Genomic DNA, 24,940 nt, shown 5'->3' on the forward strand with positions numbered 1-24,940 from the left:
CCGCGATGCCGTCCCGCCGCGACCAGCTGCACTCCTACCAGTTCATGACCCAGCGGGTCATCTCCGCCTTCGTGATGCGCGAGACCGACCCGGCCCAGTCGCCGCTGCGGCGCGGCATCGGCGCCGTCTTCGGCGGGGTCATGGTCGCGGTGCTGATCGCCGCCGGGGTCGGCATCTACGGGCTGATCACGAAGGTCGGCGGCGACCGGTGGAAGACCGACGGTTCGGTCGTCATCGAGCGCGAGACCGGCGCCACGTTCGTCTTCCTCGACGGGCAACTGCACCCCACCGTCAACTACGCCTCCGCGCTGCTCGCCGCCGGCCGGCCCGGCCAGGCCGCCGCCCGGGTCGCCGCCGCGTCGCTGGCCGGGGTGCCGCGCGGGATCACCGTCGGGATCGTCGGCGCACCCCAGTCGCTGCCGGTGGCCAAGCAGCGGATCGGCCTGCCGTGGACGGTGTGCGCCGTACCGGGCACCAACGACGCCGGCCGGCCGGTCAGCACCGTCGTGCTCGGGGTCGGTGTCGCGCCGACCGGCGGCCGCGGCACCGGCGAGCAGGGGCTGCTCGTCCGCGACGCCGAACTCGGCATGAACTACCTCGTCTGGCAGGGGCACCGGCACCTGATCCAGTCGTCCCGGGTGGTCATCCCGGCCCTGTTCGGGTCGGTCACCGCGACCCCGGTCGGCACCGCCTGGATCAACGCGCTGCCGGCGGGCGCGGACATCGCGCCGGTGCAGGTCCGCGACCGGGGCCGGGCGTCGGCCGCGCTGCCCGGTCGTACGGTCGGTGACATCCTGGTCGCGCAGACCGGTGCCGGGCCGCAGTACTACCTCGTCCTCGGCGACGGCCTCGCCCCGATCACCGCGTTGCAGCGGGCCATCCTCAACGCCGAGTCGGCCGGCGAGCCGGCGCCGATCGCCGTCTCCGAGGCCACCTCCGCGCCGCAGAGCGACCAGCTGCGGCGCCCGTCGGGTGGTGTGCAGCCGCCGCCGGCACCGCCGCAACTGTCGGCGCCGGGGGCCGACCAGTTGTGCGCGGTGACCGGCGAGCCGGACGGCGTACCGGCACTGACCACGGGTGGGGAACTCCCCGGCGTGCGGGCCTCGATCCCGACCGTCGGCGCGGCGCCGGACGGGTCCCGGCTGGCCGACCGGATCCTGGTGCCGTCCGGTCGGGTCGCCGTCGTACGGGTGCTCGGTTCGCCGGCGAGCTACCAGGTGATCACCGACCTCGGCATCCGCTACCCGGTGGTCAGCGACGCCGCGCTACAGATGCTGGGCTATCCGGCGGCCGAGGCGGTCGCGGTACCGGCGGCCCTGGTCAGCCGCATCCCGCAGGGCCCGACCCTGGACCCGCAGGCGGCGATCCGGCCCGCGCTCACCGGCGGCTGACGGCCGGACCACCCGTGCGGTCAGAAACAGCCGGTCCGGTCAGGACAGGCGGCTCAGGTCCGTGAAGAAGCCGGGGTACGTCTTGCCGACGCACGCCGGGTCGGCAATCTCGATCCCGGGCACCCGCAGGCCGACCAGCGACAGGCTCATCGCCATCCGGTGGTCGTCGTACGTGGCGAAGCGGGTCGGCCGGGGCGTCCCGGGCCGGATCGTGAAGCCGTCGTCGTCCTCGACGGCGTCGATGCCGGCACGGCGCAGCTCGGTGACGACCGCGCCGATCCGGTCGGTCTCCTTGCCCCGGATGAAGCCGATCCCGCGCACCCGGGTGGGGGCGTCGGCGAAGACCGCGACCGCGGCCAGGGTCTGCGCGGTATCCGAGATGTCGGCCATGTCCACGTCGATGCCGTGCAGCGGGCCACCACCGGTGACGGTCAACTCGTCCGCGCCACGGTCCACCCGGGCCCCCATCCGCTCCAGCACGTCGGCGAACCCGACGTCGCCCTGCAGGCTCGCGGACCCGAGCCCCCGCACGGTCACCCGGCCACCGGTGATCGCCGCGGCGGCGAGGAAGTAGGAGGCGGCGCTCGCGTCCGGCTCCACGACGTATTCGGTCGGACGGTAGGTGCCCGGCGGCACGGTGAGGTCGCGCACCTCGACGCCGAACGCCGCCATCACCGCGATCGTCATGTCGACGTACGGCACCGACACCAGCGGTGAGGTCAGTTCCACGGTCAGCCCGTCGGCCATCAGCGGTGCGGCCATCAGCAGGCCCGACAGGAACTGGCTCGACAGGTGGCCGGGCACCCGGACCGGTCCGCCCCGGGCCGGCCCGCGCACCGCCGCGGGCAGGAACCCGGGGTGGTCGAGTTCCTCGACGGCGGCGCCGATGTCGCGCAGCGCCTGGAGCACCGGCCCGAACGGCCTGGCCCGCAACTGGGCGGTGCCGTCGACGACGGTGCGGCCGGGGCGCAGGGCCGCCGCCGGCAGGACGAACCTGGAGGTGGTGCCGGACTGGCGGGCGTCGACCGTGGCGGCTCCGGTCGACCCGCGCGGGTCGGTGCCGGTGACGGTGACCGTGTTCGAGTCCTGGTCGGGCACGACCGTGGCGCCGAGCGCGGTGACGGCGTCCATCATGGCCCGGGTGTCGTCGGCGAAGAGCGCACCGTGCAGGGTGCTCGTGCCGGACGCGAGGGCGGCGCACAGCAACGCCCGGTTGGTGATGCTCTTCGAGCCGGGCGGCCGCATGGTGGCAACCGGTGGCGCCGTCAGCGGGGTGATGGGCAGAACGTCCGGAAGACGCTCGGCGGTGGTGGTCATGCGGACAGTATCCCCGGTGGCGGGATGCTCCGGTGATCGTCCGTCGGGGTGCCGGGCGGGAGGGTCCGGCCGGTGGACGGTCACCGCCGGCCGCCGGACGCCCCGTCGAACAGTTGCAGCGGCGGGCCGGGCTCGACCGGCTCGCCGCCGCGCGGGGTCGGTGGGGCCACCGCCGCCCGCCAGGACCGGCGCCGGGCTCGCGGCAGCGCCACCGCCCCGGCCCACACGGCCCCGACGAGCAGCACCGCGACCAGCGCACCGAGCACGGCGACGTTTCGGCTGCGCAGCCACGCGGCGTCGACCACCGGCTCCGACGGGGTCAGGCCGGGCAGTGCGGCGGGGCCGCCGCCGGCCAACTGGTCGTTGACGGCGGCGTACGGGTTGACGATGCCGTGGCCGAACCCGGGGCCGCCGGGGGCCGGTACGGCGGTGCCGAGGATCAGCCGCTCGATCTGCCCGGGGTCGAGCGCGCCGCGCTTGTTGCGGACCAGCGCCGCCGTCGCCGCCACGAAGCCGGTGCCGAGTCCGGTGCCGCTGGCGCCGGTCAGCCCACTGCCCCGCTGCAGGGTCAGGATCTGGTCACCGGGAGCGACGAGGTCGACGTACGGGCCGTGCTGGGAGTTGTCCCAGCGGGCGCCGGTGGGGCCGATCGCGCCGACGCCGAGCACGCCCTCGTAGCCGGCCGGGTACGGGGTCGGGTTCGCCGCGTTGGTGCCGCCCTCGTCACCGGCGGCGGCGACGACCACGATTCCGGCCGCTACGGCCCGGGCCACCGCGGCCCGGACCGCAGGGTCGTCGTCGTACACCGGGATCGGGACCGCGATCACCGCGACGCGCTGGTCGACGGCCCAGGTGATGGCGCGGGCCAGCACCGCGGCCCGGACCTGGGGGCGGCCGAAGCCGGCGTCGTCGACGACGCGTACGGGCAGGATCCGGGCGCCCGGGGCGAGCCCGGCGAAGCCCTGCGAGTCGGTCTGCCGGGCGGCGATCAGCCCGGCGACCTGGGTGCCGAGGCCGAGGCAGTCGTCGTCGGCGCGGCCGCTGCCGGCGACCGCGTCCAGGCCGGCGGCGACCCGGCCGCGCAGTTGCGGGTGGTCGGCGTCGACCCCGGACGACAGTACGGCGACCGTCGTGCCGGCCCCGGTCGTGAACGGCCAGACCCGTTCCGGGGTGAGCGTCAACTGTGCCCAGGGCACCTCGGTGACGGCCTGTCCGGGGTCGGCGCAGTTCTGCGGCGCCCGCGCGGGCGGCGGAACAGCGGCCGGCGCCGGGACAGCGGCCGGCGGCGCGGCCAGGGCCGGTCCGGCGAGGACCGCGCCGGCCAGCACGCCGACCAGACCGGCTCGGCCGGCCCGGTCACCGGGTACGCGAAACACGCGGATCCTCCGTCAACTCGTCGGGTCCTGGTCGGGGAAGAGCAGCATCGCCGGCACCTGGTCGGCCGGCACCGTGACCGACAGGTCGGTGCCGGGGTTGACCAGCAGCAGGTGCTCCTCCGGCCAGACGGTGAGCAGCGACACCAGCGTCACCGTGAGGTAGGGGGGCCGGGCCGGGTGGGCCGCGGTCATCAGCCGCTCGGAGGTGAAGACCTCGACCGCCGGCTCGCCGTCGTGACCGACCACCCGCCACGGGAAGTCGGCGTCGACGACGCGGGCCGGATCGTCGACCGGGCCGGTGGTCGGCAGGTGCACCATCGCGTCGAGCAGCGCCGCGATGAAGGCGACGGCGTCGCCGCGCCCGGCGGCCGCCCGCAGCAGCGCGTCGGTGTCCGGGGTCGGGCCGGGGGTGCCGGCCGTCGCCGCCCCGAAGTCGGCGAGCAGGCCGTCCGGGGTGTCCAGGTGCCGTTCGGCGGAAACGCGGTCGGCGTCGTCCATCTCGGCGAGCGCGTCCTCCTCGGCCACCCCCTGGAGCGCCTCGGCGGCGTCGGGAACGGTCGCCCGGCCGGCCGCGGCCTCCTCGACCGTCTCGACGGCGACGTACGCGTCGAGTGGGGTGCCCGGGTTGACGGCGAGCCGCCACGCCGGCGACGGCCACTTCTCGCGCAGTTCGGTGTAGTCGGTGACGGTGTAGGCGTCGGCGATGCCGGTCACCTGCGGCAGCATCGCCTCCATCGAGGTGAAGACGGGCAGGAAGGTCTGCCCGAAGAGGTCGGCGGTGACGAACGTCTGCGCGCCGGGTTCGTCGCGGGCGGTGGCGCTCTGCGGCAGGTAGAGCGTGGTCTCGGCGACGATCCGGAAGAAGCCGGCCCGGTCGTCGGCGGCGAGGGCCCGCGCCATCTCCCGTTCGCTGTCGTTCGCGGGCTGCCATCCGGTCACGCGGCCGGCCCCCCGGTCAGCGGGCCGCGGCGGGCGGGCGGCAACGCCGTCCCGGTGCCGGGCAGCCGGTGCGGGGCGGCCGCACCGGCACGTATGTCGGATTCGGCGCGACCGGTCAGTGTCGCCGGCGGTTCCCGCAGCGCCTGCCAGAAGGTGGTGAAGTCGTCGGCGCAGCGCCGCAGCAGCCGGGCCGGAGGGTCGCCGTCGGTGTCCCGGTGGTCGTCGTCGTCGAGATACCACACCGAGCCGTCCGCCACCCGGAGCGTGATCAGTCCACCCTGGACGTAGCCGATGGCGAGGTGACCGGGGAGGAGTTCGGCGTCGAGCGAGTTGACGTAGACCAGGTCGTGCAGCCAGTCCGCCCGGGCCACACCCAACATCGGCTGGTCGACGACGAACCCGAACCCCGGGTGTACGGCGGGCCGCACCGGCCAGCCGCCGTTGGTGCCGGCGAGGAACTCGCGGTAGTCGGCGGGCAGCGGGTGCCCGAGGCGCTCCTGCACGACGGCGAGCGCGTCGTCGGCGAGCCGGGCCGACCGGCCGATCCGCGGCGGGCCGCCGGTGGTGCCGGGCACGCCCAGGCCGCGGCGTGGGGCGGTCAGCGTGCTGATCCCGCCCAGGTGCCGGAACGACGCGTGCAGTTCGACCGGCACCAGCGCGACCAGCCGGGTCCGGGCCAGGAAGGCCCAGGTCCAGCCGGCCGGCGTGGCCACCGGTCCGTCCGGTGTCGGCCCGACCGGGCAGAGCGGGTCGCCGGTGCCGGCCAGCACGAGGTTCGCCGTCAGCACCCCGAGCACGCGTGCCTCGTCGAGGCCCACCCCGTCCGGTACGTCGGGCAGCCGCACCACGGCGCGGGCGTACGGCACCCAGTCGGGGAAGCCGTACGGGTCGACCGGCACCCCGGCCCGGTAGCGCACCCGCAGCATCGACGAACCGGGGCGGCGGACCTGGAACGCGTGCCGCGCGCCGGCGATGACCATGCCGCCCCTCCCCTGTCGACCCACCTCGACGGCCGCCGCCGTCCGGACCGCGATCCGGGTGCCGGGCGGCCAGGCCATAGGCTACCGGGCAGGTGGATCAGGGGAGGTCGCCGATGCGCCGTGCCGCAGCGCTTGTCACCGTCGTCCTGCTACTCGGCGGTTGTGGGCTGGTCCGGGAGGAGAAGGTGACGCACACCATCGACTACTCGCTCACGCTGGAGGGCGACGGCGCGCTCTGGGGCATCGAGTTCCACTACCGCGACAACGGCAACCGGATCGAAGAACGGGTCTCGCTGCCGGCCTGGGAGCACCGGGTCGTCGTGGAGAGCCCGCCGGCGCGGGTGGCCGAGGTGATGGGCCAGCCGGAGCTGCGCGAGTTCATGCGCAACCGGCCGGGGCGGCCGGCCACGCCGCGGACGACCTGCACGATCCACGTCGACGGGCGCAAGGTCGCCGAGAACACCGGCACGATCGCGCACTGCCAGGCACTCGTCGGTCAGTGACCGCCGGCGCCGTCCATCTGCCGCAGCACGCGGGCGTAGGCGTCGTGTACGGCGCGTAGCCGGGCGACCGTGAACCGGCCCGGCTCCCGGTCCCGGACCGCCCGGCCCCGCCCGGTCCAGAACGCGTCCGGCGGCACCGCCGGGTCCGTACCGGCGAACTTCAGCACCTCGTCGACGGCGGCCAGCGCCTGGGCGAGCCGGGCCCGGGCCGTCGCCCGGGCGGAGGCCGGCAGGGTGTGCGGGTCGGCGGGTACGGCTTGCGCGTAACGGTCGGCGACCCACAGCCACTCGCCGGCGTCGAGCAGTTGCGACGGGCCGGCGTCGCCGTAGCGCGCCCCGGCCGTCGGCAGCTCGACCTGCGCGGGCAGCCGGAACAGGAACTCGCGTTCGCGGCCGCAGGCGCAGGTGCCGGCGTAGCGGCTGCCGAGGTCGCCGTCGGGCAGCAGGACGACGCTGCTGGCCCGGTCGAACGCGGTCGCCCCGCAGGCACACGGCCGCAGGTCCATGTAGAGGTGCGCCTCGTGGTTGGTGCGCGCCAGCATCGGCGTCATCGGGGCCCGATCCGGTCCAGCGCGTCCCGGTAGGCGTCCCGGACGATCTCCAGCCGGCGCCGCCGGAACCGGCCCGGCTCCTGACGGTAGACGGTGCGGCCACGCTCGGTACGGAACAGGTCGGCGGGTACGGCGTCGGCGCCCGCCGGCACGAACTTGAGGATCTCGACCATGGCGGCCAGTGCGATACCGGTCGACTCGGCGGCCTCGGCCGGGTCGGTCGCCGCCGCGGCGGCCTCGGCGGTCAGGTCGGCGACCAGCAGCCACTCTCCGGGGTCGAGCAGTTCCGACGGCTTCGACCCACCGAAGTGGACGGTGCCGGACCGGGTGCCGGCGGCGTGCTCCGGCAGCGCGAAGAGGTATTCGCGCCCGGTGCCGCAGTCGTCGCAGACCCCGGCGTAGCGCCGGGCAGGGATCCCGTCCACGCTGGTCAGGGTGCTGTCCCAGGTGGTGGAGACGCTCAGGCACCGGTCGCACGGGTGCAGGTCGAGGTAGAGGTGCGCCTCGTCGCGGGTGCGGGCCGCCGGCAGGACCACGGCACTCAGTCCCGGTAGTGGCCGGTCTCGGGGTCGAGCCCCATGACCGCGCGGGACCGGGCCATCAGTTCCCGCTCCGCCTCGGGAGACGGGGTACGGCGGCGGGTCGAATCGGCCCCGTCGGGCGTGAAGTCGGCGTCGTCGACCCCGTGCGCGGCCTGCCACCGGTCGTGGATCCGGGCCAGTTCCTGGAGCCGGCGCCGCCGGGCGGGGTCCATCCGCAACGCCATCGGACCTCCCTGTCGACCGCCTCCGCCGGCCCCGAATTCTAGCCGGTCGGGCCGACACCGGGCCGACCGCACCGGGCCGACCGGACCGGCCACACCGAGACGCCCGGCACTCCTGCCACTCCTGCGGCCGTCGACGTGAGCGGGACACTTATTGTCTCAGTTGGGACGTTACGCCGGTCGTGAGCCCGGCGGCAGGAGGGAACCACATGGTCGCCGACGAATCCACCATCACCCTGCTCGACCACCCGATGGACGCCGAAGGCTGGTCGTCCGAGCGGGTGACGTTGCGGCTGACCGGTGACGGTGCGCTGGCGCTGCGCGTGGACACCGGTGGCCGCGCGGTGCAGCTGCAGTTCGGCGACGACGTCTCGCTCTACCGCCGGGAGTACGCGGTCACCGACGTCGACGCGGTGACCCGGGCGCTGCCCCCGGGCGACCCGCTCGACCGGCTACGCCAGGTCCTCGACGTACGGGACGGTGACGAGGGAACCACGATCATCGACCGCTTCGTGGCCTGGCTGGACCGGCACGGCATCGGCTACGCCGAGACCGAACGCACCGACCTGTGACGGCCGGGACGCCGGTCACCGCGACAGCCCGGCACTAGCCGGCCGGTTCCGGGTCGGGCCGCTCGTGCAGCCAGGGGCGGACCGCCAGGTCGGACTCGACCACCTGGCGGTCCCAGTGGGCGGGGGCATCCGCCGGCAACCGCACCGTCCACCGGTAGATGTCGATGCCCGACACCGCGTGGTGGATCACGTAGTTGTGGCTGTGGAACTCGACCGACGGCGGATCCGGACGCACGACGGGCGGCGCGACCAGCCCGGGGTCCACCTCCGGGTAACGCCGGCGGAACCCGTCCACGTCCCGGATCAGCCAGCCGGCCCGGTAGGCCGTCGTGGCGGCCATCGGCGTCAGGCGCGGCCCGGTGATGTCCGCCGTCGAGCCGAGTTCGGCCAGCAGTTCCGCGTACGCCAGCGGGTCGACCGGCCCGCCGAGCCGCCGTTGCAGGTCACGCAGCACGGCCACGTCGTTGAGCAGGAGCGCCTCCTCGCCGGGCGGCACCAGCAGACCGTAGGTGATGACGAAGTTGTCCATCATCCGGTCGACGACGACCCGGAAGACCGCCTCGACACCCGGGTGAGCGGCGACGGACCAGTCGGCCCGCCGGGCGTAGTAGGTCCACCCCGTGGTCTGCACGGTGACCAGCTCCGGATGCTCGATGTGCCGCACGACCGTCTCGTCCCGCCGCGCGACGTGTCGCTGGACCGCCGCCGCGATCCGCTCCCCCAGCATCCCTGTGGCCTCCAGCCCGTCGGTCGTGTGGGCGGTCATTGTCGCACCGGCCGGCGTTCCCGCCGCGAACCGCACCGGGTCCGGGCCGCCGGGAAGCCGGTCAGTCCCGGCCGAGCGAGGGGTCGGCGGCGGGGCTGCCCGCCCGCCGCAGCTCCTCCTCGAACATCACGTACGTCTCGCGTGACAGTCCGGCGAGCAGTGCCCGTTCCGGCAGCGTGTACGGGCGGTTCTCCCGCTCGACGGTATCGGTGATCGCCCGCCGCGTCTCGTACAGCGCGTAGACCGGTCCCGTCCCCTGCAGGTATCGGGCCCGGGTCTCCTCGCACAGTTCGATGAACTCCTGCTTCGACAATCTGTCGACCTCGCCACCCCGGGCGAAGAGGACCTTGTCGATCAGGTGGTTGGCCGGCTCCCAATCGCCGGTCTCGATCGACATACGCCACGCCGCCATACCGCCGTCCAGCGTGGAGACCATCTTCAACGGCGCCGCGTAGTACTCGTAGTATCCGGGCAACCGCAGCCCAGGCTGGTACGTCACTCTCCGCCCTCTCCCCGTAGCGCCGTTCGCAGCGCCTCCCAGAATAGGCGCTGCTCCTCGCGGAGGATTCCGTCCCTGATCGCGGTCTCAGCCACGCTCAGCACCCGGCCCAGTTCCTCGGCCAGGGCGTCCAGGTCACGCCTGACCTCGTACAACGCGTGCTCCCAGGCTGCCACCTCGTCGAGCGAGGTCAGGTGCAGCCGCAACTCCGCCACGTGGCCGTTGGAGGCCCGGACCGACATCTGCACGTCCCGGTACCCGCTGTCCTGAGGATTCTCGAACCGGTCCTTGAACTTGACGATCCTGACCCCCGGCTCGTCGATCAGCCGGGCCAACGCCTGGTAGAGGTCGTCCAACGACCTGAACTCGATCTTCGCGCCGGCCAGGTCGGTCAGCTTCGACACGTCACCGCGATACTCGCGGATCTTGTCCTCGGCCCGTACCCGGTCCTTGGGGCCGGGTCGCCAGCCCGGCTCACCGCCGGTCTCTGCCGCGATCCGAACGACCATCCCGCGCAGCTCGTCCTGGGCGACCGCCGCCTGCTCGTACATCCGGTCGAGGAACGCGGAGCGGTACTCGGCGTCGCCGATCCGCCGGTGGTCGAATCCGGTCTGGTAGCGGCTGCCGAGCACCTCGACGGCCGCGCTGATCGCCCGCTGCTCGGGGGTGAGCGGCGTCGATTCCGGGACCGGGGTGCCGTCCGCGACGACGGCTTCGGCCCCCCGGGTCCGGATGTCGTCCAGGACCCTTTGCAGCACCTCGATCGCCTGCGGATAGCTCGCCAGGTGCTGCCGGGTCGCCGGTCGGGCGGCCAGGGAGTGGGCCAGTTCCGGCGACGCCCGCAGGATCCGCGCCAGGTCGGAGTGCTCGTCCAGCGCCGGGGCCACCTCGGGCGTGGCGTCGGCCGGCGGTCCGGCATCGGATCGCGGACCCGGCTGGGCCGGCACGGCGGTCTCCCGTACCGGCACCCGGCCGGGTGACACCGGCCGGGACTCGGCCGTGCCCGGCCGGGTGGCGGCCGTCTCGGGTCCGGCCACGGCCGGCGGCCGGTCGACGGTACCGTCGGCCTTGGTTTGCCGGTCGGCGGTCGGCGCCGACCGGTCCGGGGCCGGCCCGGCACCGTCCGCGACATGCCCGCCGCGCTGGTTGGCGCCGGTCGGCGCCGACCGCTCCGCGGCCGGCCCGGCACCGTCCGCGACATGCCCGCCGCGCTGGTTGGCGCCGGTCGGCGCCGACCGCTCCGCGGCCGGCCCGGCACCGTCCGCGACATGCGCCCCACGCGGGCCGGCGCCGTTCGCCGCCCGTTGCTGGGGCGGAGCACCGTCGGCGGCGGGCTCGCCGCGCATCGCCGCGATGAGCCGTTGCGCGGCATTGCCCGGCGGGAACGTCTCGGCCAGGTAGTCGCGCAGGTCCAGGGCCCGGGCCCGGTGCTCGGCCAGGTTCCGCAGCGCCGTGCCGACGTGATCGACCCAGGCCGGCGTCCGCCGCTGGTCGATCTCGTCGAGCACCCGTCGCATCGCGGGCCCGTCCACCACACCGTCCGGGTCCGCGGCGTCGAGCAGAAGTTGCCGCAGCACGTCGACGGTGATGCCGTCGCGTACGGTGGCCGGCTCGCCGAGCCCGGCCGGCACCTGCCCAGGGTCGCCGAAGAAGAGTCCGGCACCGGTGCCCTCGCCGACGACGACCGGTACGCCGGCCCGGGCCGCCTCGCTGGCGACCAGCCCGAAACCCTCGTGGATCGACGGCATCATCACCAGGTCGGCGTCGTAGAGGTCCTGGAGCAGGGCCGCCTGGTCGCGGGTGAACGGCTTGACGACCACCTCGGCACCGGCGAGTTCGGACAGTTGGGCGGCCTGCTCGTCCGCCGCCTTCTGGGTCGGCGCGCCGCGTACGGTCAACCGGACCGGCACGCCCTCCTCGGCCAGCAGCGGCACCAGCCTGGCGGCGAACTCGATGCCCTTGATCGGATCACCGGCCCGCCCCTGCACCGCGATCTCGAAGTGCGTCCGGTCCGCCGGACGCGGCGGCGGATCGCCCTCGATGCGCGGCATGTCGGAGATGATCCGGTGCACGGTCGGCGGCGGCACCTGCGCCTCCGAGCCGAGCCGGCCCGCCTCCAGCCCGAGCAGCGGGCCGACCCCGGCGGCCACGTCCGCGCCGGACATCAGGATCCGCTCGGTGGCCGCGTGGCCGAGCCCTTCGGCGGGGTTGCCGCGCAGTGCGTCGAGCACCTCCGGCGAGGTGTGCAGCACGTGCACGTAACGGGCGCCGGGATACACCTGCTCGACGAGTAGCCGGGCCACCCCGCCGCCGAACCGGGAGTGCCCGACGACGACGTCGACGTGTGCCGGCAGGTTCTGCGGCAGCAGGGTCATCGCGCGGGTGTCCGGCTCACCCTTGGCGTCGAGCACGCCCCAGACGTGGTCGACGCCGACGACGCGTACGCCGGCGGGTTCGGCCGAGGTGACCGAAAGGTCGCCGGAGTCCACGGTGGACACCCGGGCGAAGGTGACGGTGCCGGCGGAGCCGAACGCCTCGGTCAGCTCACGGTTGGCGGTCGGGATGCCGCCACGGCTCGACCACCACTCGGTACAGACGGTCATCACCCGGGTCGCGCCGTCGGACGGCTCGGCGGCGGCGCTGCGCAGCACCACGTCGCGTAGCGAGATCTCCTGCCGCCAGGTGGCCTCGTCGACCCGGGCGACGCCGTCGCCGAGACCGTGGATCGCGTCGTGCAGGCCGGCGGCCCCGTCCGGGCCGAGTACGTGCACCGGCGGGACCCGGTCGGCGCCGAGGCCGGCGAGCTGGGACCGGATCTCCGTGGCGAGTCGCGGGTCGGCGGTCACGATCAGGTCGGCCCGGGCGAGCACCGCCAGGTGCGCGGCGTCCGGCACGGTGTCGACCACCTGCACGATCCGGGCGTGCGGGTACGCGTCCCGGCGCACGTCGGCGATGCCGGCCGTCTCACCGAAGCCGATCACCACGTCGGCGTCGGCGGGCTGCCCGTCCAGCCGCAGCAGCGGGCTGATCGGCCCGGTGACGCCCGGGATCGGGTCGGCGCCGGACACCCGCGCGCCCGGGCCGAGGTCGCGCGACCCCACCCCCGGCGTACGGACGACGACCCGGTCGCCACCGGCGCCGAGTTCGGTCGCCAGCCGGGCCGGCAGATCGCCGCCCCGCCCGCCGTCGTAGGCGATGATCCGCAGGGTACGGGTCGGCGGCGGCCCGCCGTCGGCGCGCAGGGCGGCCCGGCCCGCGTCGCCGAGGTGCGGGCCGATCAGCGCGAAGCGGTCGGCGGCGCCGGGATCGTCGGGGCGCAGCCCGAGGTGGTCGCGCAGCCGGTCCAGTTCGGAGCGGGCGTGCGCCGCCGTCGCGGGGTCGTCGAGCAGGTCGGCGAGCACCTCGACCTCGGCCAGCCGGCCCAGGTCGTGCGGGCTGAGGGTGGCGCCGTCGACGTGTTCGCCAGGGCGCAGGACGTCCGGCACCGACAGGTCGAGACCGGCGTCGGCCCGCTGCCGGATCGCCGCGAGTTCGGCGACCTCATGGGCCACGGCGCGGGCGATCGCATGCTCACCGGCCCGGTCGGACAGCTCGACGCGGTATCCGCCGTCCTCGGGCGGGACCCGGCCGGCGGGCAGGTCCACCCCGTCGGCGTCGACCGGCACGCTGCGGGCGACCGCCCGGTCGGGCAGCCGCTCGGCCGGCACGGTGGTCACCTCGATCGGCGTCGTCCGCAGCGGGTGGCCGACCGGCAGCCGGTGCCGGATCTGGTCGAGGGCGTCGCGGCCGGCCCGGCCGACGGTTTCCGGCTCGGGGGTGTCGCGCAGGTGGCCGTGGAACTGCGAGTCGGGCACCTGCGCGGCGGTGATCGGTCGGACCGGGAGATCGGAGTGCGGTCGTACGGCGGCCGGGTCGCGGGTGAATCGCGGACCCTCGTCGGCGATCGGCTTGACGCCCTTCCAGTCGGCGCCGAGCAACGCCCGCTTGCCGATCCAGGTGGCGTCCCGGCCGTGCTGGTCGTGCCAACCGGCCTGGCTGATGTCGAACGGGGTCGGGTAGCCGTCGCTGCCGAACCGGTGCCCGGCGGCCCGGTCGAGGATCTGCTGCCCCGCGGCCCGCTGCCGGTGGGCGTCGGCCGTCATCTCCTCCGGGCTTGGGCCGGGATAGCGCTGCCGGAGCCGGTCGGCGTCGACGGTGTCGTCGCCGGCCGTCCAGCGGGCGAGCTGGTCCAGGTCGGCGTCGACGTCACGCAGCTCGGACCGCAGCCGGTCCAGTACGGCGTCGGCCCGGTGCTCGGTGTTCGGCGCCCAGTCGTAGCCGGCCCGGGCCCACGCGTAGCCGCCGACGGTGGAGGCGGCGTGGATCTCGATCCGGTCGACACCGGAGTAGTGGTACCACTGCTCCAGGTATCGGTTGAACGCACTCGCGAAGCCCCGGCCCTGCGCGCTCTCGTAGAGCTTGAGCGAGACGTGCTCGGCGTAGAGGCTGCCGTCGTGGTCACGGTGGAACGCGCGTACGACCCGGCCGACGACCCCGCGCTCCGGGTCGACGACGTCGGCCCGGATGGTGACGTCGTTGCGGTAGACGCTGACGCTGTGCTCGTCGGTCAGGTCGAACCGCAGCCGCATGCCGGCGAACTCCCGGCCCTCGAACAGGTCGGCGACGGTCTGCCGGATCGTGTCCGCCCACTTCGTCGCCTCGGCGTCGGTCGTCGGCAGGAGTTCGTCGAGCGACGGCGGCCGGTCGTCGCGCCGCCAGGCCGGGTCGATCCAGACGCCGTCGTTGGTCGCTTCGGTCGACGGCCGCGGATCGGCGCCGAACGGGTCCGGCACCGCTCCGGTTTCGGGTAGCGGGTCCAGCTCAGCCAGCGGATGGCCGAGCCGGGCCACCTCCCGGTCGACGGCGGCGATCTCCTGGCGCAGCCGGGCCTGCTCGTCCGGGTGCCACGACTCGTTCAGCTCGCGCAGCAGGAAACGGCGCTCGCCGAGCCGGGCCCGCGTGTGCGGATCGCCGGCCGGCCGGGTGGCCGGGTCGGTTCCCGGCCCGGTCCGGTACGGGTCGGCGGACGGCCGGGTCAGCGGCTCGGGATGCGGTTCGGTACGGCCGAAGAACCCGCCGATCCGGTTGATGGCCCGGCGCAGCACACCCTGCGGCTGGGCCCGCTCGGCCGTCGCCGTACGTTCCTGCAGCGTCTCGGTGATGCTCTGCACCCAGACCCGGGGCAGGTTCTCGGCCGCCACCCGGTTGTTGACCACGGTCCGGTGCGGGTCGTCGGGCGTACCGGCACGCACCGACGTCTCGGCGACGTTCGGCAGGTCCCGCCCGATCTCGGGACGGAAGTAGTGCGGCCGGCCGTCGGTGCCCTGCACCCGGACCAGCGGCCCCTCCGGCTGGATCCAGGCGACCGAGCCGGCGAAGTCGTCCGGCGACAGCCGTTGGGTGGCGCCCTGGAGCTCGAACACGGAGACGTCCGGTACGTAGCCGGGACGGCCGTCGGGCACGAAACCGGTGCCCTCGATCGGCGCCGCGGCGTGCGTCGGACCGGGCGAGGACCGCTCCTCCTGCACCGGCGGGCCGACCCGATCGCCTCGATCCGGTGGCTCGACCCGGCCGGCGTCGGGTGTGCGGGGCGCGGACCCGTCGGACCGGGACGCGGTGCCGTCGTCGCGCATCGGCGGCCAGCCCTGGTCGGTCTGCTGGCGCTGGATCGCGGCCAGGTCGATGCCGAACTGCTCGACGACCCGGGTGGTGAGCGGTCCGTGGAAGGTTCCCTGGAGCCGTTCCCCCGCGAGCGGATGGGTGCTGTTGGCGATCGCGGTGTCGGCCCGCGCCACCGTCGCCGCCGCGGTCATCTCGGGATAGCGGTCGACGAGGGCACGGCCGGGGGTGTCGCTCTCGCCGGTCCGGTAGTCGGACCGTACCCGCGCCTCGAGTTCCTCCGGCCGGCTCGCCGCCAGGTTCCGGTAGTCGTCGCTGCGGGGCACCCGGGGATCCGCGGACAGGTCGGCCCCGGCGTGGTGACCGGCGAGGCCGCGCAGGAACGCCTGCTGGACGGTGAAGGCGGCCAGCTCACCGTCGAGCCGGATGTCGGCCAGTGCCCGGGTGGTGACGACGTCGGCGTCCGGCAGCGCGCCGGCCGCCGCCTGCACCGCCGGACCGAGCAGCGCCGAGTTCGGCTGCAGCAGATGCATGCCCTCGTGGACCAGTGTGGCGGCGACCGCGCTGATCGGCCGGGGGCCGTCGGCGGAGTGCGGCGCCACGAAGATCAGCCCGGTCTCGGACATGAAGCCGCCCCGGGCCGACCCGGCGATCCAGCCGCGCAGGTCCTCGTCGAGCAGGTGCTCGGGAACGAGGGCCCGGGCCGATTCGGGGTCCTTGGGTACGAGCCGGTCCAGGCTCACGATCGCGTGCTGCTCGAAGCCCGCGCCGAGCACATCACCGATCTTGGCGACCATGATTGCCTGGTCGATGGCGTGGAACCGGTGGGTGGTCGGGTCGACGCTGACCGCCCGGTTCGCCATCTCGACCGAGTTGAGCGGGTCGACGCCGTGCAGGTCGCGCCAGCCGGGATCGGCCAGTTCGCCGTTCCGGTCGAAGTTGCGCCAGTTCGAGTAGCGGTCGCCGTACTCGTCGACCATCCGGCTGAGGTCGCGTACCTCGGTGACCAGGGCCGGCAGGTCGGCCACGCCACGGGTCCGGTCGGCGACCGCCTGCAGGCGGTCGGCCTGGTCGGCGACCGCCTGCAGGTCGGCGATCCGCGCGGCGACGACGGATTCGGGGTAGTTCGCGCGCAGCCGCTCGGTGGCCTGGTCGACGAGTTGGTGGACCTGCGCCGGCAGGTCCGCGCCGTAGCGGGTGAGGTGCTCCGGGAAGTTCACGCTCGGCGTGAGCTCCTCCAGCCGCGTGACCGACGGATCCGGGCCGTCGCGGTCGACGGGAGGCGGCACCGGCTCCTGGTCGGGCCGGCCGGCCGGGCCGACCGCCTCGTCGGCATCCGTACGGACCGGCTCCGGGGTGGTCAGGCGGGTGGCCTCCTCCTGGAGCCGGCTCAGCGTCTCGGCGATCTCGGCGGCGGACTTCGGCTGGACCGCCCCGTCGGGTGTGGTGACCGTGAGCTGCTCGGTGGCCCATCGGACCACCGGCTCCGGCAGCGTGTTGTCGGCCAGGATGGCCCGTACCCGGTCGGGGGTCAGCGGCGGCGGCAGGTCCCGGCCGGCGGGGCCGGCGTCGCGGAAGGTGACCTGGTCCAGCCCGAGCACCGGTACGTCGCCCGGCTGCACGAGGTCGGGAAGCGGCAGCCCGGTGCCGGCCGGGTCGGGGGTGGGTGCCGGCGGCTGGTGCGGCTGAGCCGGCTCCGGCGGCGGCACGTGGTCCGGCGGCGTGCGGTCCGGGGGCGGGGCCTGGTCGGTGGCCTCGTCCGGACGGTGGTCCGGCCCGGGTTCGGGGCGTGCGGACGGCGCGGTCGCGTCCGGCGCTGCGGTCGGGTCGGGCGTCGCCGTGGGGTCGGGCGCCACGGCCGAATCCGGCGCCACGGCCGAATCCGGCGCCGCCGTCGGGTCGGGCGCCACGGTCGAGTCCGGCACCACGGTGGGATCGGGTGACCCGGTCGGGTCCGCCGGCGGGCGTTCCAGGATGCCGTGCAGCTCCTGGTGCAGGGTCCGCCAGCCGGCGGCGAGCTGCCGGTCGACGGCGGCGGCCCGGCCGGCCGGGTCGACCGGCAGGTCACCGGGCAGGACGATGCCGGCCGGACCGGCCTGCGCCCAACGGCCGTCGACGACCGCCAGGTTGGGCCGGACGACGACCGGCTGCCCCGCCGGCAGCGCCGTGTTGACCTGTATCGCCACCTGGACCGCGAGCCCGTCGGGATAGTGCACGGTCAGGGTGCGGCTGTCCGGGTGCCAGGTGGCCCGGTGCGGCTGGTCGGGTGTGTCCGGTCCACGCCCGTCGAGCAGGCCGCCGATGTGCCCGTCGATGCGGTCGGCGACCACGTCCGGCGCGGGGGTGCCGGGCCCGAACGCCACCGGTTCGGCGGGTACGACCTGGAACGGGTCCCGTTGCGCGTCGGCCGGGATCGCCTCCGGCGCGACGATGGGTCCGGCCGGGCCGTGGTCGGGCGCGTCGCCCGGACTGGACGGCCGGTCGCCGGGTCCGTCGGGGGTGGCCGGTGCCGGCGGGGCGGTGTCCACGTGCGACTCGGGCCCGCGCGGCCCGGGTATCGCCGCGGCGTCGCCCCGGTCGGCGGTCGGTTGCGGGGCACCGCGGTCGGTGCCCGGGTCGGCGTCGGACCGGTCCGGCCGGTCGGCGCCCGGGTCGGGGCGGTCCGGGGTCGGGGCGGGACCGGAGCGGTCGGCAACCGGGTCGGGGCCGGGTCGGTGAGGGGCGGGTCGGCGGGTGTCCCGTCGGGGGTCGGGGCGGGGTCGAGGGCGGGCGTCTTCGCGGCCGGCGGCGGACGCTCGATGACGCCGGGGTCCCCGTCGGCGGGCCGGGTCGGTTCCGGCACCCGTGGGCCGCCCCGGTGGCCGGCTGGCGCGGGCCGCCGTCGGGGCCGGGCGGGCGTGGGCCACCGTCGGCGGGGCCGGTCGGGCGCGGTGCGGCGTCACCCGCTCCACGCGGCGCGTCGGCCGGCGGCAACTGCGGCACCCCGGCCGGTACGGATCCATCGGCCGGTTCCGGCGGCGCCGGGGTGAACGTCTCCCGGTCGAGCACGTTGCCCTGCCGGTCGATCGCGCCGGACTCGACCCGTACGCCGTCGGCGTCGACGCGGGCGAACTGCACACCCTTGTCGTTGAACCGTAGTTGGACGCCGGAGTTGCGGTCGACGATGCCGACTTCGCGGGGCAGGGCGAGGGTTTCCTGGCCGATACGCAGGCCGCCGCTGGGGTGGGCGAGTTCGAGGTGGGTCTGCATGCCGTTGAAGACGCCCTCGATGGCGCCGTCGCGGGCGCCGAGCAGCGCCTGGTCGCGTACCTCGGACCAGCTTCCGCCGGCCAGCAGCGTGGTGCCGCCGCCGATGAGGCCGCCCGCGGTGGTGCCGCCGACGACCTGGCCGGGCAGTCCGCCGAACATGGCCGCGCCGAAGAGGCCGCCCTGGACGGTGCCGGTGACGATCTGGCCGACGTCGAGGTCGGTACGGGTGCCCTGCGCGATCTGCATCAGCTGGCCGACCATGTTGCCGCCGCCCATGAAGCCGGCGCCGATCGCGACCCGGGCGCCGACGTACTTGGCGAGTTCGCGGGTGAACGAGACCTCGGCGATCTCGCGGGCGACGTACTGGTTCAGGCTCTGCCGGGAGATCTGTTCGAACGTCTCGTTGACGGCGAGCCGCGCCCCGGTCTGACCGGCGACCGTCTGGGCGCCGAACCTGGTCAGGAGCTGCTGCTCGAACTCCTTGACCAGCTGGGCACGGGTGGCGAGCAGGCCCCGGCCGGCCAGGATCCGGGCCTGGGTGCCGAGCTGGCGCTGGAGTTCGCGTTGTACGGCCCGGTTGGTCGCCTGGCGCAGCCACTGGCCGGCCATCCGGTCGGCGACGGTACGGGCGATGACGTGGCGCGGCAGCATGTTGCGGGCCAGGGTGTTGCTGGTCTGCCGGGCGACGGTGGTCAGCGCGGTCCGCAGCGGGGGCAGCGTGGCGGCCGCCCGGGGGATCGCGGTGACGACCCGGGGCAGCGTCGTACGCGCGAACGTCGGCACGGTCACCCGCAGCACGCTCGGCGAGACGGCCCGTACGACGGTCGGCACGGCGCGGGCGACGGCGAGGTTGACGGCCCGGATCGCGGCCCGGATCGTGATCGCGCTGATCGCGGAGCGGACCAGGGCGGCGGCCGCGGCGAGCGCGCCGCGGAAGGTGGCGATCGCGCCGGCGGCGCCGCCCAGCGACAGCCCGCCGGTGGGGATCGCCGCGACGATGAGCATGATCAGCGAGACGATCAGCATGATCAGGCCGAGCAGCGCCATGAACTTCATCAGCTCGATCTGGAGGCCGAAGCTCTGCACGCCCTGCTGCATCGAGCCGAGGGTGCCGACCATCTGTCCCAGCGACTGGAGGTAGTCGGCCCAGGCCCGGTGGAACTCCATGGCGGCGCCGTCGCCGGCCCAGTTCTGCAGGATGCCGTCGGCGGCGTGCAGCGCCGTCTCGTACGACTCGGCCAGCGACTCGGCGGCGGCCCCCCAGGCGTCGGCGAGTTCGTAGACGTCGACCGCGCTGGACTTGGGGATCTTGCCGATCAGGACCTCGCCGACCGTCGAGTCGATCCCGGGAATCCACTCGATGAGGTCGGCGATCATGTCCATCGCCTCGGCGAAGAACCGGTCGTTATCCGACACCCGGTCCCCCGCGGTGCCCGCCTGGCCGTCCCACCCGTCAGACGCTGGTCGATCCGGCGATGTCGCCGGCGTTGCCGTCGTCGCCCGCGCTGTAGCTCCACATCGCGTTGGTCACGAAGTCACCGAGCGCGACCATCGCCTTGCCGAGTTCGGGGGCGGACGCCTTGATCGCGTCGTTCGCGGGCAGGCTGGTGCCGTCGGACGCCTCGACGGACTTGTGGTAGTGCTCGAGGAACGCGTCGGTGAACTCGTCGCGCGGGAAGGTCTCCGGGCCGCCCTCGAGGTTGGTGATGGTCGACATCGCGGTGGTCATCGTGCTGTCCAGCTGCTCGCCGGAGACCTTGATGTTGTTGGCCAGGCCGATGATGTCGGCGATGCTCGACCGGATGTCGACGTAGTTACTCATCGTCGTCCTTCGTCAGGCGCACGTCGGCGTCATGGCTGCCGATGATCCGGGTCAGGTCGGTGCCGTCGGCGCCCGCGACGTCGCGCAGGTCGCGGGGTACGACGTCGTCGAGGATCGCCCGGCTCTGCGCGGCGGCGTCCTCGACGGCGAGCCTGGTGGTGGCGAGGATCGCCGTGGACAGGGCCTTGGAGTCGGGCCGGCGCAGCACCCGCGGGTCGATGTCGAGTTCGAGCAGGTGGCCGCGGGGTCCGACGACGACCCTGATCATGCCGTCGTCGGACCACGCCGTGCCGGTGACCCGCAGCATCCGCTTCTGGGTTTCGTCCATGCCGGACATCGTGCGCCGGAGGTCCTTGAGCATCCCCTCCAGCGCGCCCCAGTTGGGCCTGTCGGTCACCGCCCCTCCCCAGGGTCAGTAGCGTGCGGCCAGCGGTGACCGGCGGGTGCCCACTGTCGGTACCGTGGGCCGACGCCGGTCACCGACGGTCACATTCCGGCGGCGATCTGCCGGTCGATCGCCTGCATCCGGTCGGCCGAGGCGCCGAGCTTGACGCCGACCCGCGACAGCGCCTCCTTGACCTCGGACGCGCCCTGGTTCCACTGCCGCCGCGCCTCGTCGCAGGCCTCGCCCGCGGGGCCCTGCCAGTCGGCGGCGAAGAGCTGGGTGAACTGCGTGTAGAGATCCTGCAGCGATCCGTCCATCGCACCCTGGTAGGTGCCGATCGCGGTCGCCACGTCGGTGATCTGGCCGAAGTTGTAGGTGATGGTGCCGTCGGCACCGTAGCTCGGACCACTCATCGTGTCGTGCCTTCCCCAGTCGAATAGCCGAAGTATGGAGCGGGTCTCAGCCCCGCAGGACGCTCATCACGGTGCTGCTGCCGGTCTCGGCCGCGGCGGCGCGGATGTCGGCGGCCGCCTCCTCGTCGTTGACGCCGTAGAGCGTCGAGGCGTTGCTCATCTTCCCGGAGAGCTCGTCGAGTGCGTTCAGGATCTTCTTCAGACCCTCGTTGAGCTGGACCGACACGTCCTGCAGGGCGGCGTTCGCCGAACCGCGCATGCCGGCCCCGCCGAGCCCTTCGATCCGCCCGACGAGCTGCGCCATACCGGTCGCCAAGCTCTCCCGGGTCTCCTGGCACTTCTGCGCCATCGCGTCGAGCTGCGCCTGGGTGGCCTGGACCTGGCCCATTCCCGGAGTCGCCGTCATCGTGGTGTCACCCCGCTCCTTTTCACCCGGCTCCCCTGGCGGAGCCAGCCTGTATCGACATATCGGTGCGTCTGGCAGAGATCCGAACGTAGCGTCCTTCGTCCGATCGATCCACCCTGGGTAGCGTACGAGAGGCGGCCAACACGCCGGGTAGGGTGGCTTGCCGGCCGGCACTAGACTCGTTCCGGATCATGGATACCGGTCGGGGACGACCCGGCCGAGGCGCCGGACACCATCGGGCGCGCCGGACGATCGGGCGCCGGACCATCGGGCGCGCCGGACCATTGGGGAGGGTCGGTGGCAGAGGACGGGGGCGGCGGCGTCCACAATCCGTACGGGGAGCAGACCCGGGCCAACACCTCGCGGACCTGGCTCGACGGCCAGGAACCGCTCGACGTCGACATCGACGGCCTGGTCGACTACGGCAAGGACATGAAGACCATCGAGGAGAACCTCAACGGTCTCACCCCCCGGCTGAACCTTCTCGGCTCGCTGCCGGCGAGCGCGTGGACCGGCAACGTCCTGCCCGAGGGCGCGTACGCGATGTCGCAGATGACCGCCAACTACGGCGAGCTGCAGCAGTACCTGCTGTTCCTCGGCACCGCGCTGAACAACATCGGGATGGCCGCCCAGACCGTGGCCGACGCCTACTCCTCGACCGACGGCTGGTCGGCCGCCTCGCTCGACTCGGTGCTGTTCGCGTTCGGCGACTCGCGCGCCGAACGCCCGGCGGGCCTGCCGCCGTGGGTCACCGGCGAGACCTGGTTCGACGCCTACAGCAAGGCCATCCAGGAGGGCACCGGCGAATACACCGCCGGTGAGTCGTTCAACGGCCCGACCGAGATCACCCACAACCCGGACGGCAGCACCACGACCAGCACGGTCGGTTCGGCGGGCACCACCCGCTCGATCACCGAGTTCAACATCCCCGGTGGCGGCACGATGACCACGATCGTCGTCACCGGCGCCAACGGCGAGGTGATCAGCCGCAGTTCGAGCCGGACGAACGGCTACGCGACCGCCGACGGCTACGTCACCACCCAGACGTCGTACGACGGGAACGGCAACGTGACCGGCAGCGAGACCACCACCAGCCGCTACGGGAGCGACGGCAGCCAGTCGACCACGGTCACCCGGAGCAACGCCGACGGGGCGGTGACCTCGACGAACACCGACTCCACCAACGCCGCCGGGGTGCAGACCATCACCAGCGCCGACGGCCAGGGCAACGAGACCCAGCGGGTCGTCATCGGCGAGCAGACCGAGGGTGTCGAGGGCACTCCGGAGTCGCCGGGCGCCGAGGCGCTGGAGGAGATCCAGGACCGCAACTACCTGCCGAGCTGGTAGCGGCACCACCGCGATCCGAGGGGAGACGTCATGGCCGAATACTGGGGCGCCCGGGCCATCTACAGCTCCGGCGGACCCAACGGTGAGGGCACCCGCTACCACCAGCCGGAATCCAACCCCAACCTGTCCTTCACCCCGCCGGCGGGCGACGGCGGCGCCACCATCGAGGTCGTCTACCAGCAGCTCATGGGGCAGCATCCGGAGGACATCTCAGCCCTGGCCGACCAGTGGCACAACGCGTACGCCCTGCTCGCCAGCATCCGTGAGCAGTTGTACAGCCAGAGCCGGACGCTGTACGACGAGACGTGGAAGTCGGCCGAGGCCCGCGACGCGTTCATGAAGATGGGGCCGGGCACCACCCTGGCCTACCTCGACGAGTGGATGGACGCGGCGCTCAACAACGAGACCGCGCTGCGCGCCCAGGTCGGCATCGCCCGCCAGTCCCGGACCGACGTGCAGAATCTCTGGAACGAGTACGAGGCGGCGATCGACGACGCGAAGACCGCCAGCGGCGGCACCGCCTTCATGGAGGGCTTCAAGACCGGCATCACCCTCGGCATCTACGACGGGGACGCCGGGCTGAAGGCCGCCGAGTCCGAGGCCGTCAACGAGACCCAGCAGGAATACAACCGCAAGGCGCAGCAGCTCGCCTACCGGGTCGCCGGCGAGTACTTCGACACGTTCAGCAAGATGAGCGGCGGGCACGGTCCACCCTTCATGCCGCCGAACGCGGTGATGAACGTCGTCGGGCACCCGCCCTGGCGTACTCCCGGGGGTGGCCCGAACCTGGGCGCTCCGCCGCCGCCCGGGGTGCCGCGCATCACCGCCACCCCGCCGGTCGCGCCACCCGCACCGGTGGTGCCGACCGCACTTACCAACAATCCGACGCGGCCGACACCGCCCCGGGCGCCCGACCCCAGCCGGGTCACCGATCCACGGGCCGTGCCGACCCGGCCCGACCAGGCCCGGCCGGTCGCACCGGTCATGCCGGCCGGGTCACCACCGGTCGCCCCGAACCGCACCCCGCCGGCCATGCCGGCACTGCGGCCGCCGGTCGCACCGGGGCTGCCGGGCGGCAACCCCGGCGGGAACCCCGGTGCGAACCCGGGGCAGCTTCCGGCCGGCAGCCCGCCGCCCGGCACCGCCCCGGCGAGCGCTCCACGGCCGGGCGCCGCGCCACCCGCGCTGCCGCCCAATCCGGCCAGCATGCGCAACGGAGTCCTCCAGGGCCGCGGCCCGGGCGGCATCCCGCAACCGCCGGCGCAGCCGGCACTCACGTCGCCGGCCGCCCGCACGCCGGGGGCGGTCCCGCCCGGTGGCCGGCTACCCGGTCGCGACGGCGGCGCCCAGGACGGCACGCAGCTGCGACAGCAGCCGGGCCGGGACAGCCCGTTCGGCCGCCCGCCGGCCGGGCTCGCGCCACCGGTCCTACGCCAGACGCCGACGGCGCAGCCGACGCGCGGCGACCGGATCGGCGGTCCGAACACCCCGGCCCGGCCCGGCACCACCCCGCCGGTTCTCGGGCGTCCGGCGGCGGGTGCCACCCCGCCGCCCGCCACCGGTGACCGGCGCAAGGCGACCGCGCGGGACCGGCGCCGGTCGAACCCGGACGCACAGTGGGTCGGCACCGAGGAGGCCCGGGCCGACACGTCCGAGCCGGTCCTCGACGCGCCCGCGCTGCCGCCGTCCGGCTCGGCGGTGTCCCGGCTCGAAGAGGTACCGACCTCGCTGCGTCGTGCCCCGACCGGTTCGGCCTTCCCGGCCGGCGGCAACCGCGGCGGCACCGTACCGCCGGAGCTGGCCACCCGGCGGACCAGCGCCGACGGGCAGCCGGTCGACGCCGCCCGCGCCCCGGCCGCCGGTGCCGACGGGGAGCGCCGGATCCTGACCGACGAGGACGTGTTCGTGGTCGAGACGCCCGGTGGCGGCGTGCTCGGCAAGGGCCGGGAGGACACGACGACGTACCGGGCGGAACCGAAGACCGCGCTCGGCGGCGGCTGACC

Annotated in this window: 20 protein-coding genes; 5 read left to right on the top strand and 15 right to left on the bottom strand. The window is 74.4% G+C overall.

Translation table 11 applies throughout. The features are described 5' to 3' along the window. The first annotated feature begins 5 nt into the window (after positions 1-5). Positions 6-1,391, top strand: a complete 1,386-nt coding sequence (eccB, locus tag QCD66_RS20120; RefSeq protein WP_407566731.1) for a type VII secretion protein EccB — start codon at positions 6-8, stop codon at positions 1,389-1,391. A 39-nt stretch (positions 1,392-1,430) separates the two neighbouring features. On the opposite strand, the gene aroA is transcribed toward eccB, so the two are convergent. The 4 genes from aroA to QCD66_RS20140 form a co-directional block, all read right to left on the bottom strand. Continuing rightward, positions 1,431-2,708, bottom strand: coding sequence for a 3-phosphoshikimate 1-carboxyvinyltransferase (gene aroA, locus QCD66_RS20125; protein ID WP_375736847.1), 1,278 nt, complete (start codon positions 2,706-2,708; stop codon positions 1,431-1,433). Between the two features lie 80 nt (positions 2,709-2,788). Then, positions 2,789-4,084 (bottom strand): S8 family serine peptidase, encoded by a 1,296-nt coding sequence (locus tag QCD66_RS20130; protein WP_407566732.1) that lies wholly within the window; start codon positions 4,082-4,084, stop codon positions 2,789-2,791. A 12-nt stretch (positions 4,085-4,096) separates the two neighbouring features. Continuing rightward, positions 4,097-5,023 (bottom strand): SseB family protein, encoded by a 927-nt coding sequence (locus QCD66_RS20135; protein WP_375736845.1) that lies wholly within the window; start codon positions 5,021-5,023, stop codon positions 4,097-4,099. After that, positions 5,020-6,003, bottom strand: a complete 984-nt coding sequence (locus tag QCD66_RS20140; protein WP_375736844.1) for an SMI1/KNR4 family protein — start codon at positions 6,001-6,003, stop codon at positions 5,020-5,022. Before QCD66_RS20140 ends, QCD66_RS20135 begins: the two co-directional genes overlap by 4 nt. Before the next feature lie 113 nt (positions 6,004-6,116). On the opposite strand from QCD66_RS20140, the gene QCD66_RS20145 reads away from it, so the two are divergent. Next, positions 6,117-6,506: a hypothetical protein gene (locus QCD66_RS20145; RefSeq protein WP_375736843.1), complete on the top strand. Its 390-nt coding sequence runs from the start codon at positions 6,117-6,119 to the stop codon at positions 6,504-6,506. Here the strand turns inward: QCD66_RS20145 and QCD66_RS20150 are convergent. Genes QCD66_RS20150 through QCD66_RS20160 form a run of 3 tightly spaced genes read right to left on the bottom strand, consistent with a single transcriptional unit; the run spans position 6,500 to position 7,823 of the window. Then, positions 6,500-7,057 carry a hypothetical protein gene (locus QCD66_RS20150; RefSeq protein ID WP_375736842.1) on the bottom strand — a complete coding sequence of 186 codons (558 nt, stop codon included), beginning with the start codon at positions 7,055-7,057 and terminating at the stop codon, positions 6,500-6,502. The two genes, QCD66_RS20145 and QCD66_RS20150, sit on opposite strands and share 7 nt — an antisense overlap. After that, positions 7,054-7,593 (bottom strand): hypothetical protein, encoded by a 540-nt coding sequence (locus tag QCD66_RS20155; protein ID WP_375736841.1) that lies wholly within the window; start codon positions 7,591-7,593, stop codon positions 7,054-7,056. The genes QCD66_RS20150 and QCD66_RS20155 overlap by 4 nt, the downstream gene beginning before the upstream one ends. A 5-nt stretch (positions 7,594-7,598) precedes the next feature. Beyond that, positions 7,599-7,823 (bottom strand): hypothetical protein, encoded by a 225-nt coding sequence (locus tag QCD66_RS20160; RefSeq protein ID WP_364206636.1) that lies wholly within the window; start codon positions 7,821-7,823, stop codon positions 7,599-7,601. Positions 7,824-8,029: 206 nt separating this feature from the next. Between QCD66_RS20160 and QCD66_RS20165 the strand changes: the two genes are divergently transcribed. Next, positions 8,030-8,392: a hypothetical protein gene (locus tag QCD66_RS20165; protein ID WP_375736840.1), complete on the top strand. Its 363-nt coding sequence runs from the start codon at positions 8,030-8,032 to the stop codon at positions 8,390-8,392. A 34-nt stretch (positions 8,393-8,426) separates the two neighbouring features. Here the strand turns inward: QCD66_RS20165 and QCD66_RS20170 are convergent, their stop codons facing one another. From QCD66_RS20170 to QCD66_RS20205, 8 genes are all read right to left on the bottom strand, one after another. Beyond that, positions 8,427-9,158 (bottom strand): hypothetical protein, encoded by a 732-nt coding sequence (locus QCD66_RS20170; protein WP_375736839.1) that lies wholly within the window; start codon positions 9,156-9,158, stop codon positions 8,427-8,429. 61 nt (positions 9,159-9,219) lie between these two features. Further along, entirely contained in the window at positions 9,220-9,657 is a 438-nt protein-coding gene (locus tag QCD66_RS20175; RefSeq protein WP_364206642.1) for a hypothetical protein, read from the bottom strand. Then, entirely contained in the window at positions 9,654-16,295 is a 6,642-nt protein-coding gene (locus QCD66_RS20180; RefSeq protein ID WP_407567253.1) for a glycosyltransferase, read from the bottom strand. Before QCD66_RS20180 ends, QCD66_RS20175 begins: the two co-directional genes overlap by 4 nt. Before the next feature lie 1,084 nt (positions 16,296-17,379). Further along, positions 17,380-19,980 (bottom strand): hypothetical protein, encoded by a 2,601-nt coding sequence (locus QCD66_RS20185; protein WP_407566733.1) that lies wholly within the window; start codon positions 19,978-19,980, stop codon positions 17,380-17,382. A 37-nt stretch (positions 19,981-20,017) separates the two neighbouring features. After that, on the bottom strand, positions 20,018-20,386 hold the full coding sequence (locus QCD66_RS20190) for a hypothetical protein (RefSeq protein ID WP_364206646.1): 369 nt from the start codon (positions 20,384-20,386) through the stop codon (positions 20,018-20,020). Next, positions 20,379-20,783 (bottom strand): YbaB/EbfC family nucleoid-associated protein, encoded by a 405-nt coding sequence (locus tag QCD66_RS20195; protein WP_364206648.1) that lies wholly within the window; start codon positions 20,781-20,783, stop codon positions 20,379-20,381. Before QCD66_RS20195 ends, QCD66_RS20190 begins: the two co-directional genes overlap by 8 nt. An 89-nt stretch (positions 20,784-20,872) precedes the next feature. Continuing rightward, positions 20,873-21,184 carry a WXG100 family type VII secretion target gene (locus tag QCD66_RS20200; RefSeq protein ID WP_357541734.1) on the bottom strand — a complete coding sequence of 104 codons (312 nt, stop codon included), beginning with the start codon at positions 21,182-21,184 and terminating at the stop codon, positions 20,873-20,875. A 46-nt stretch (positions 21,185-21,230) separates the two neighbouring features. Continuing rightward, positions 21,231-21,590, bottom strand: coding sequence for a WXG100 family type VII secretion target (locus QCD66_RS20205; RefSeq protein ID WP_246567731.1), 360 nt, complete (start codon positions 21,588-21,590; stop codon positions 21,231-21,233). A gap of 297 nt (positions 21,591-21,887) precedes the next feature. Between QCD66_RS20205 and QCD66_RS20210 the strand changes: the two genes are divergently transcribed. Next, positions 21,888-22,937 (top strand): hypothetical protein, encoded by a 1,050-nt coding sequence (locus QCD66_RS20210; protein ID WP_375734941.1) that lies wholly within the window; start codon positions 21,888-21,890, stop codon positions 22,935-22,937. Between the two features lie 30 nt (positions 22,938-22,967). After that, the gene (locus tag QCD66_RS20215) at positions 22,968-24,938 is read left to right on the top strand and encodes a hypothetical protein (RefSeq protein ID WP_375734942.1); all 1,971 of its coding nucleotides are present in this window, start codon (positions 22,968-22,970) and stop codon (positions 24,936-24,938) included. Positions 24,939-24,940: the final 2 nt, after the last annotated feature.

Origin of the sequence: Polymorphospora sp. A560, assembly GCF_045781765.1 — a bacterium.
In the GTDB taxonomy this organism is placed as follows: Bacteria; Actinomycetota; Actinomycetes; order Mycobacteriales; family Micromonosporaceae; genus Polymorphospora; species Polymorphospora lycopeni.

Excerpts from the sequence above, each read along its gene's own strand:
- eccB (WP_407566731.1), top strand. The coding sequence starts at position 6 with ATGCCGTCCCGCCGCGACCAGCTGCACTCCTACCAGTTCATGACCCAG.
- aroA (WP_375736847.1), bottom strand. The coding sequence starts at position 2,708 with ATGACCACCACCGCCGAGCGTCTTCCGGACGTTCTGCCCATCACCCCG.
- QCD66_RS20140 (WP_375736844.1), bottom strand. The coding sequence starts at position 6,003 with ATGGTCATCGCCGGCGCGCGGCACGCGTTCCAGGTCCGCCGCCCCGGT.
- QCD66_RS20145 (WP_375736843.1), top strand. The coding sequence starts at position 6,117 with ATGCGCCGTGCCGCAGCGCTTGTCACCGTCGTCCTGCTACTCGGCGGT.
- QCD66_RS20150 (WP_375736842.1), bottom strand. The coding sequence starts at position 7,057 with ATGACGCCGATGCTGGCGCGCACCAACCACGAGGCGCACCTCTACATG.
- QCD66_RS20160 (WP_364206636.1), bottom strand. The coding sequence starts at position 7,823 with ATGGCGTTGCGGATGGACCCCGCCCGGCGGCGCCGGCTCCAGGAACTG.
- QCD66_RS20165 (WP_375736840.1), top strand. The coding sequence starts at position 8,030 with ATGGTCGCCGACGAATCCACCATCACCCTGCTCGACCACCCGATGGAC.
- QCD66_RS20170 (WP_375736839.1), bottom strand. The coding sequence starts at position 9,158 with ATGACCGCCCACACGACCGACGGGCTGGAGGCCACAGGGATGCTGGGG.
- QCD66_RS20180 (WP_407567253.1), bottom strand. The coding sequence starts at position 16,295 with ATGGTCGACGAGTACGGCGACCGCTACTCGAACTGGCGCAACTTCGAC.
- QCD66_RS20190 (WP_364206646.1), bottom strand. The coding sequence starts at position 20,386 with ATGAGTAACTACGTCGACATCCGGTCGAGCATCGCCGACATCATCGGC.
- QCD66_RS20200 (WP_357541734.1), bottom strand. The coding sequence starts at position 21,184 with ATGAGTGGTCCGAGCTACGGTGCCGACGGCACCATCACCTACAACTTC.
- QCD66_RS20205 (WP_246567731.1), bottom strand. The coding sequence starts at position 21,590 with ATGACGGCGACTCCGGGAATGGGCCAGGTCCAGGCCACCCAGGCGCAG.
- QCD66_RS20215 (WP_375734942.1), top strand. The coding sequence starts at position 22,968 with ATGGCCGAATACTGGGGCGCCCGGGCCATCTACAGCTCCGGCGGACCC.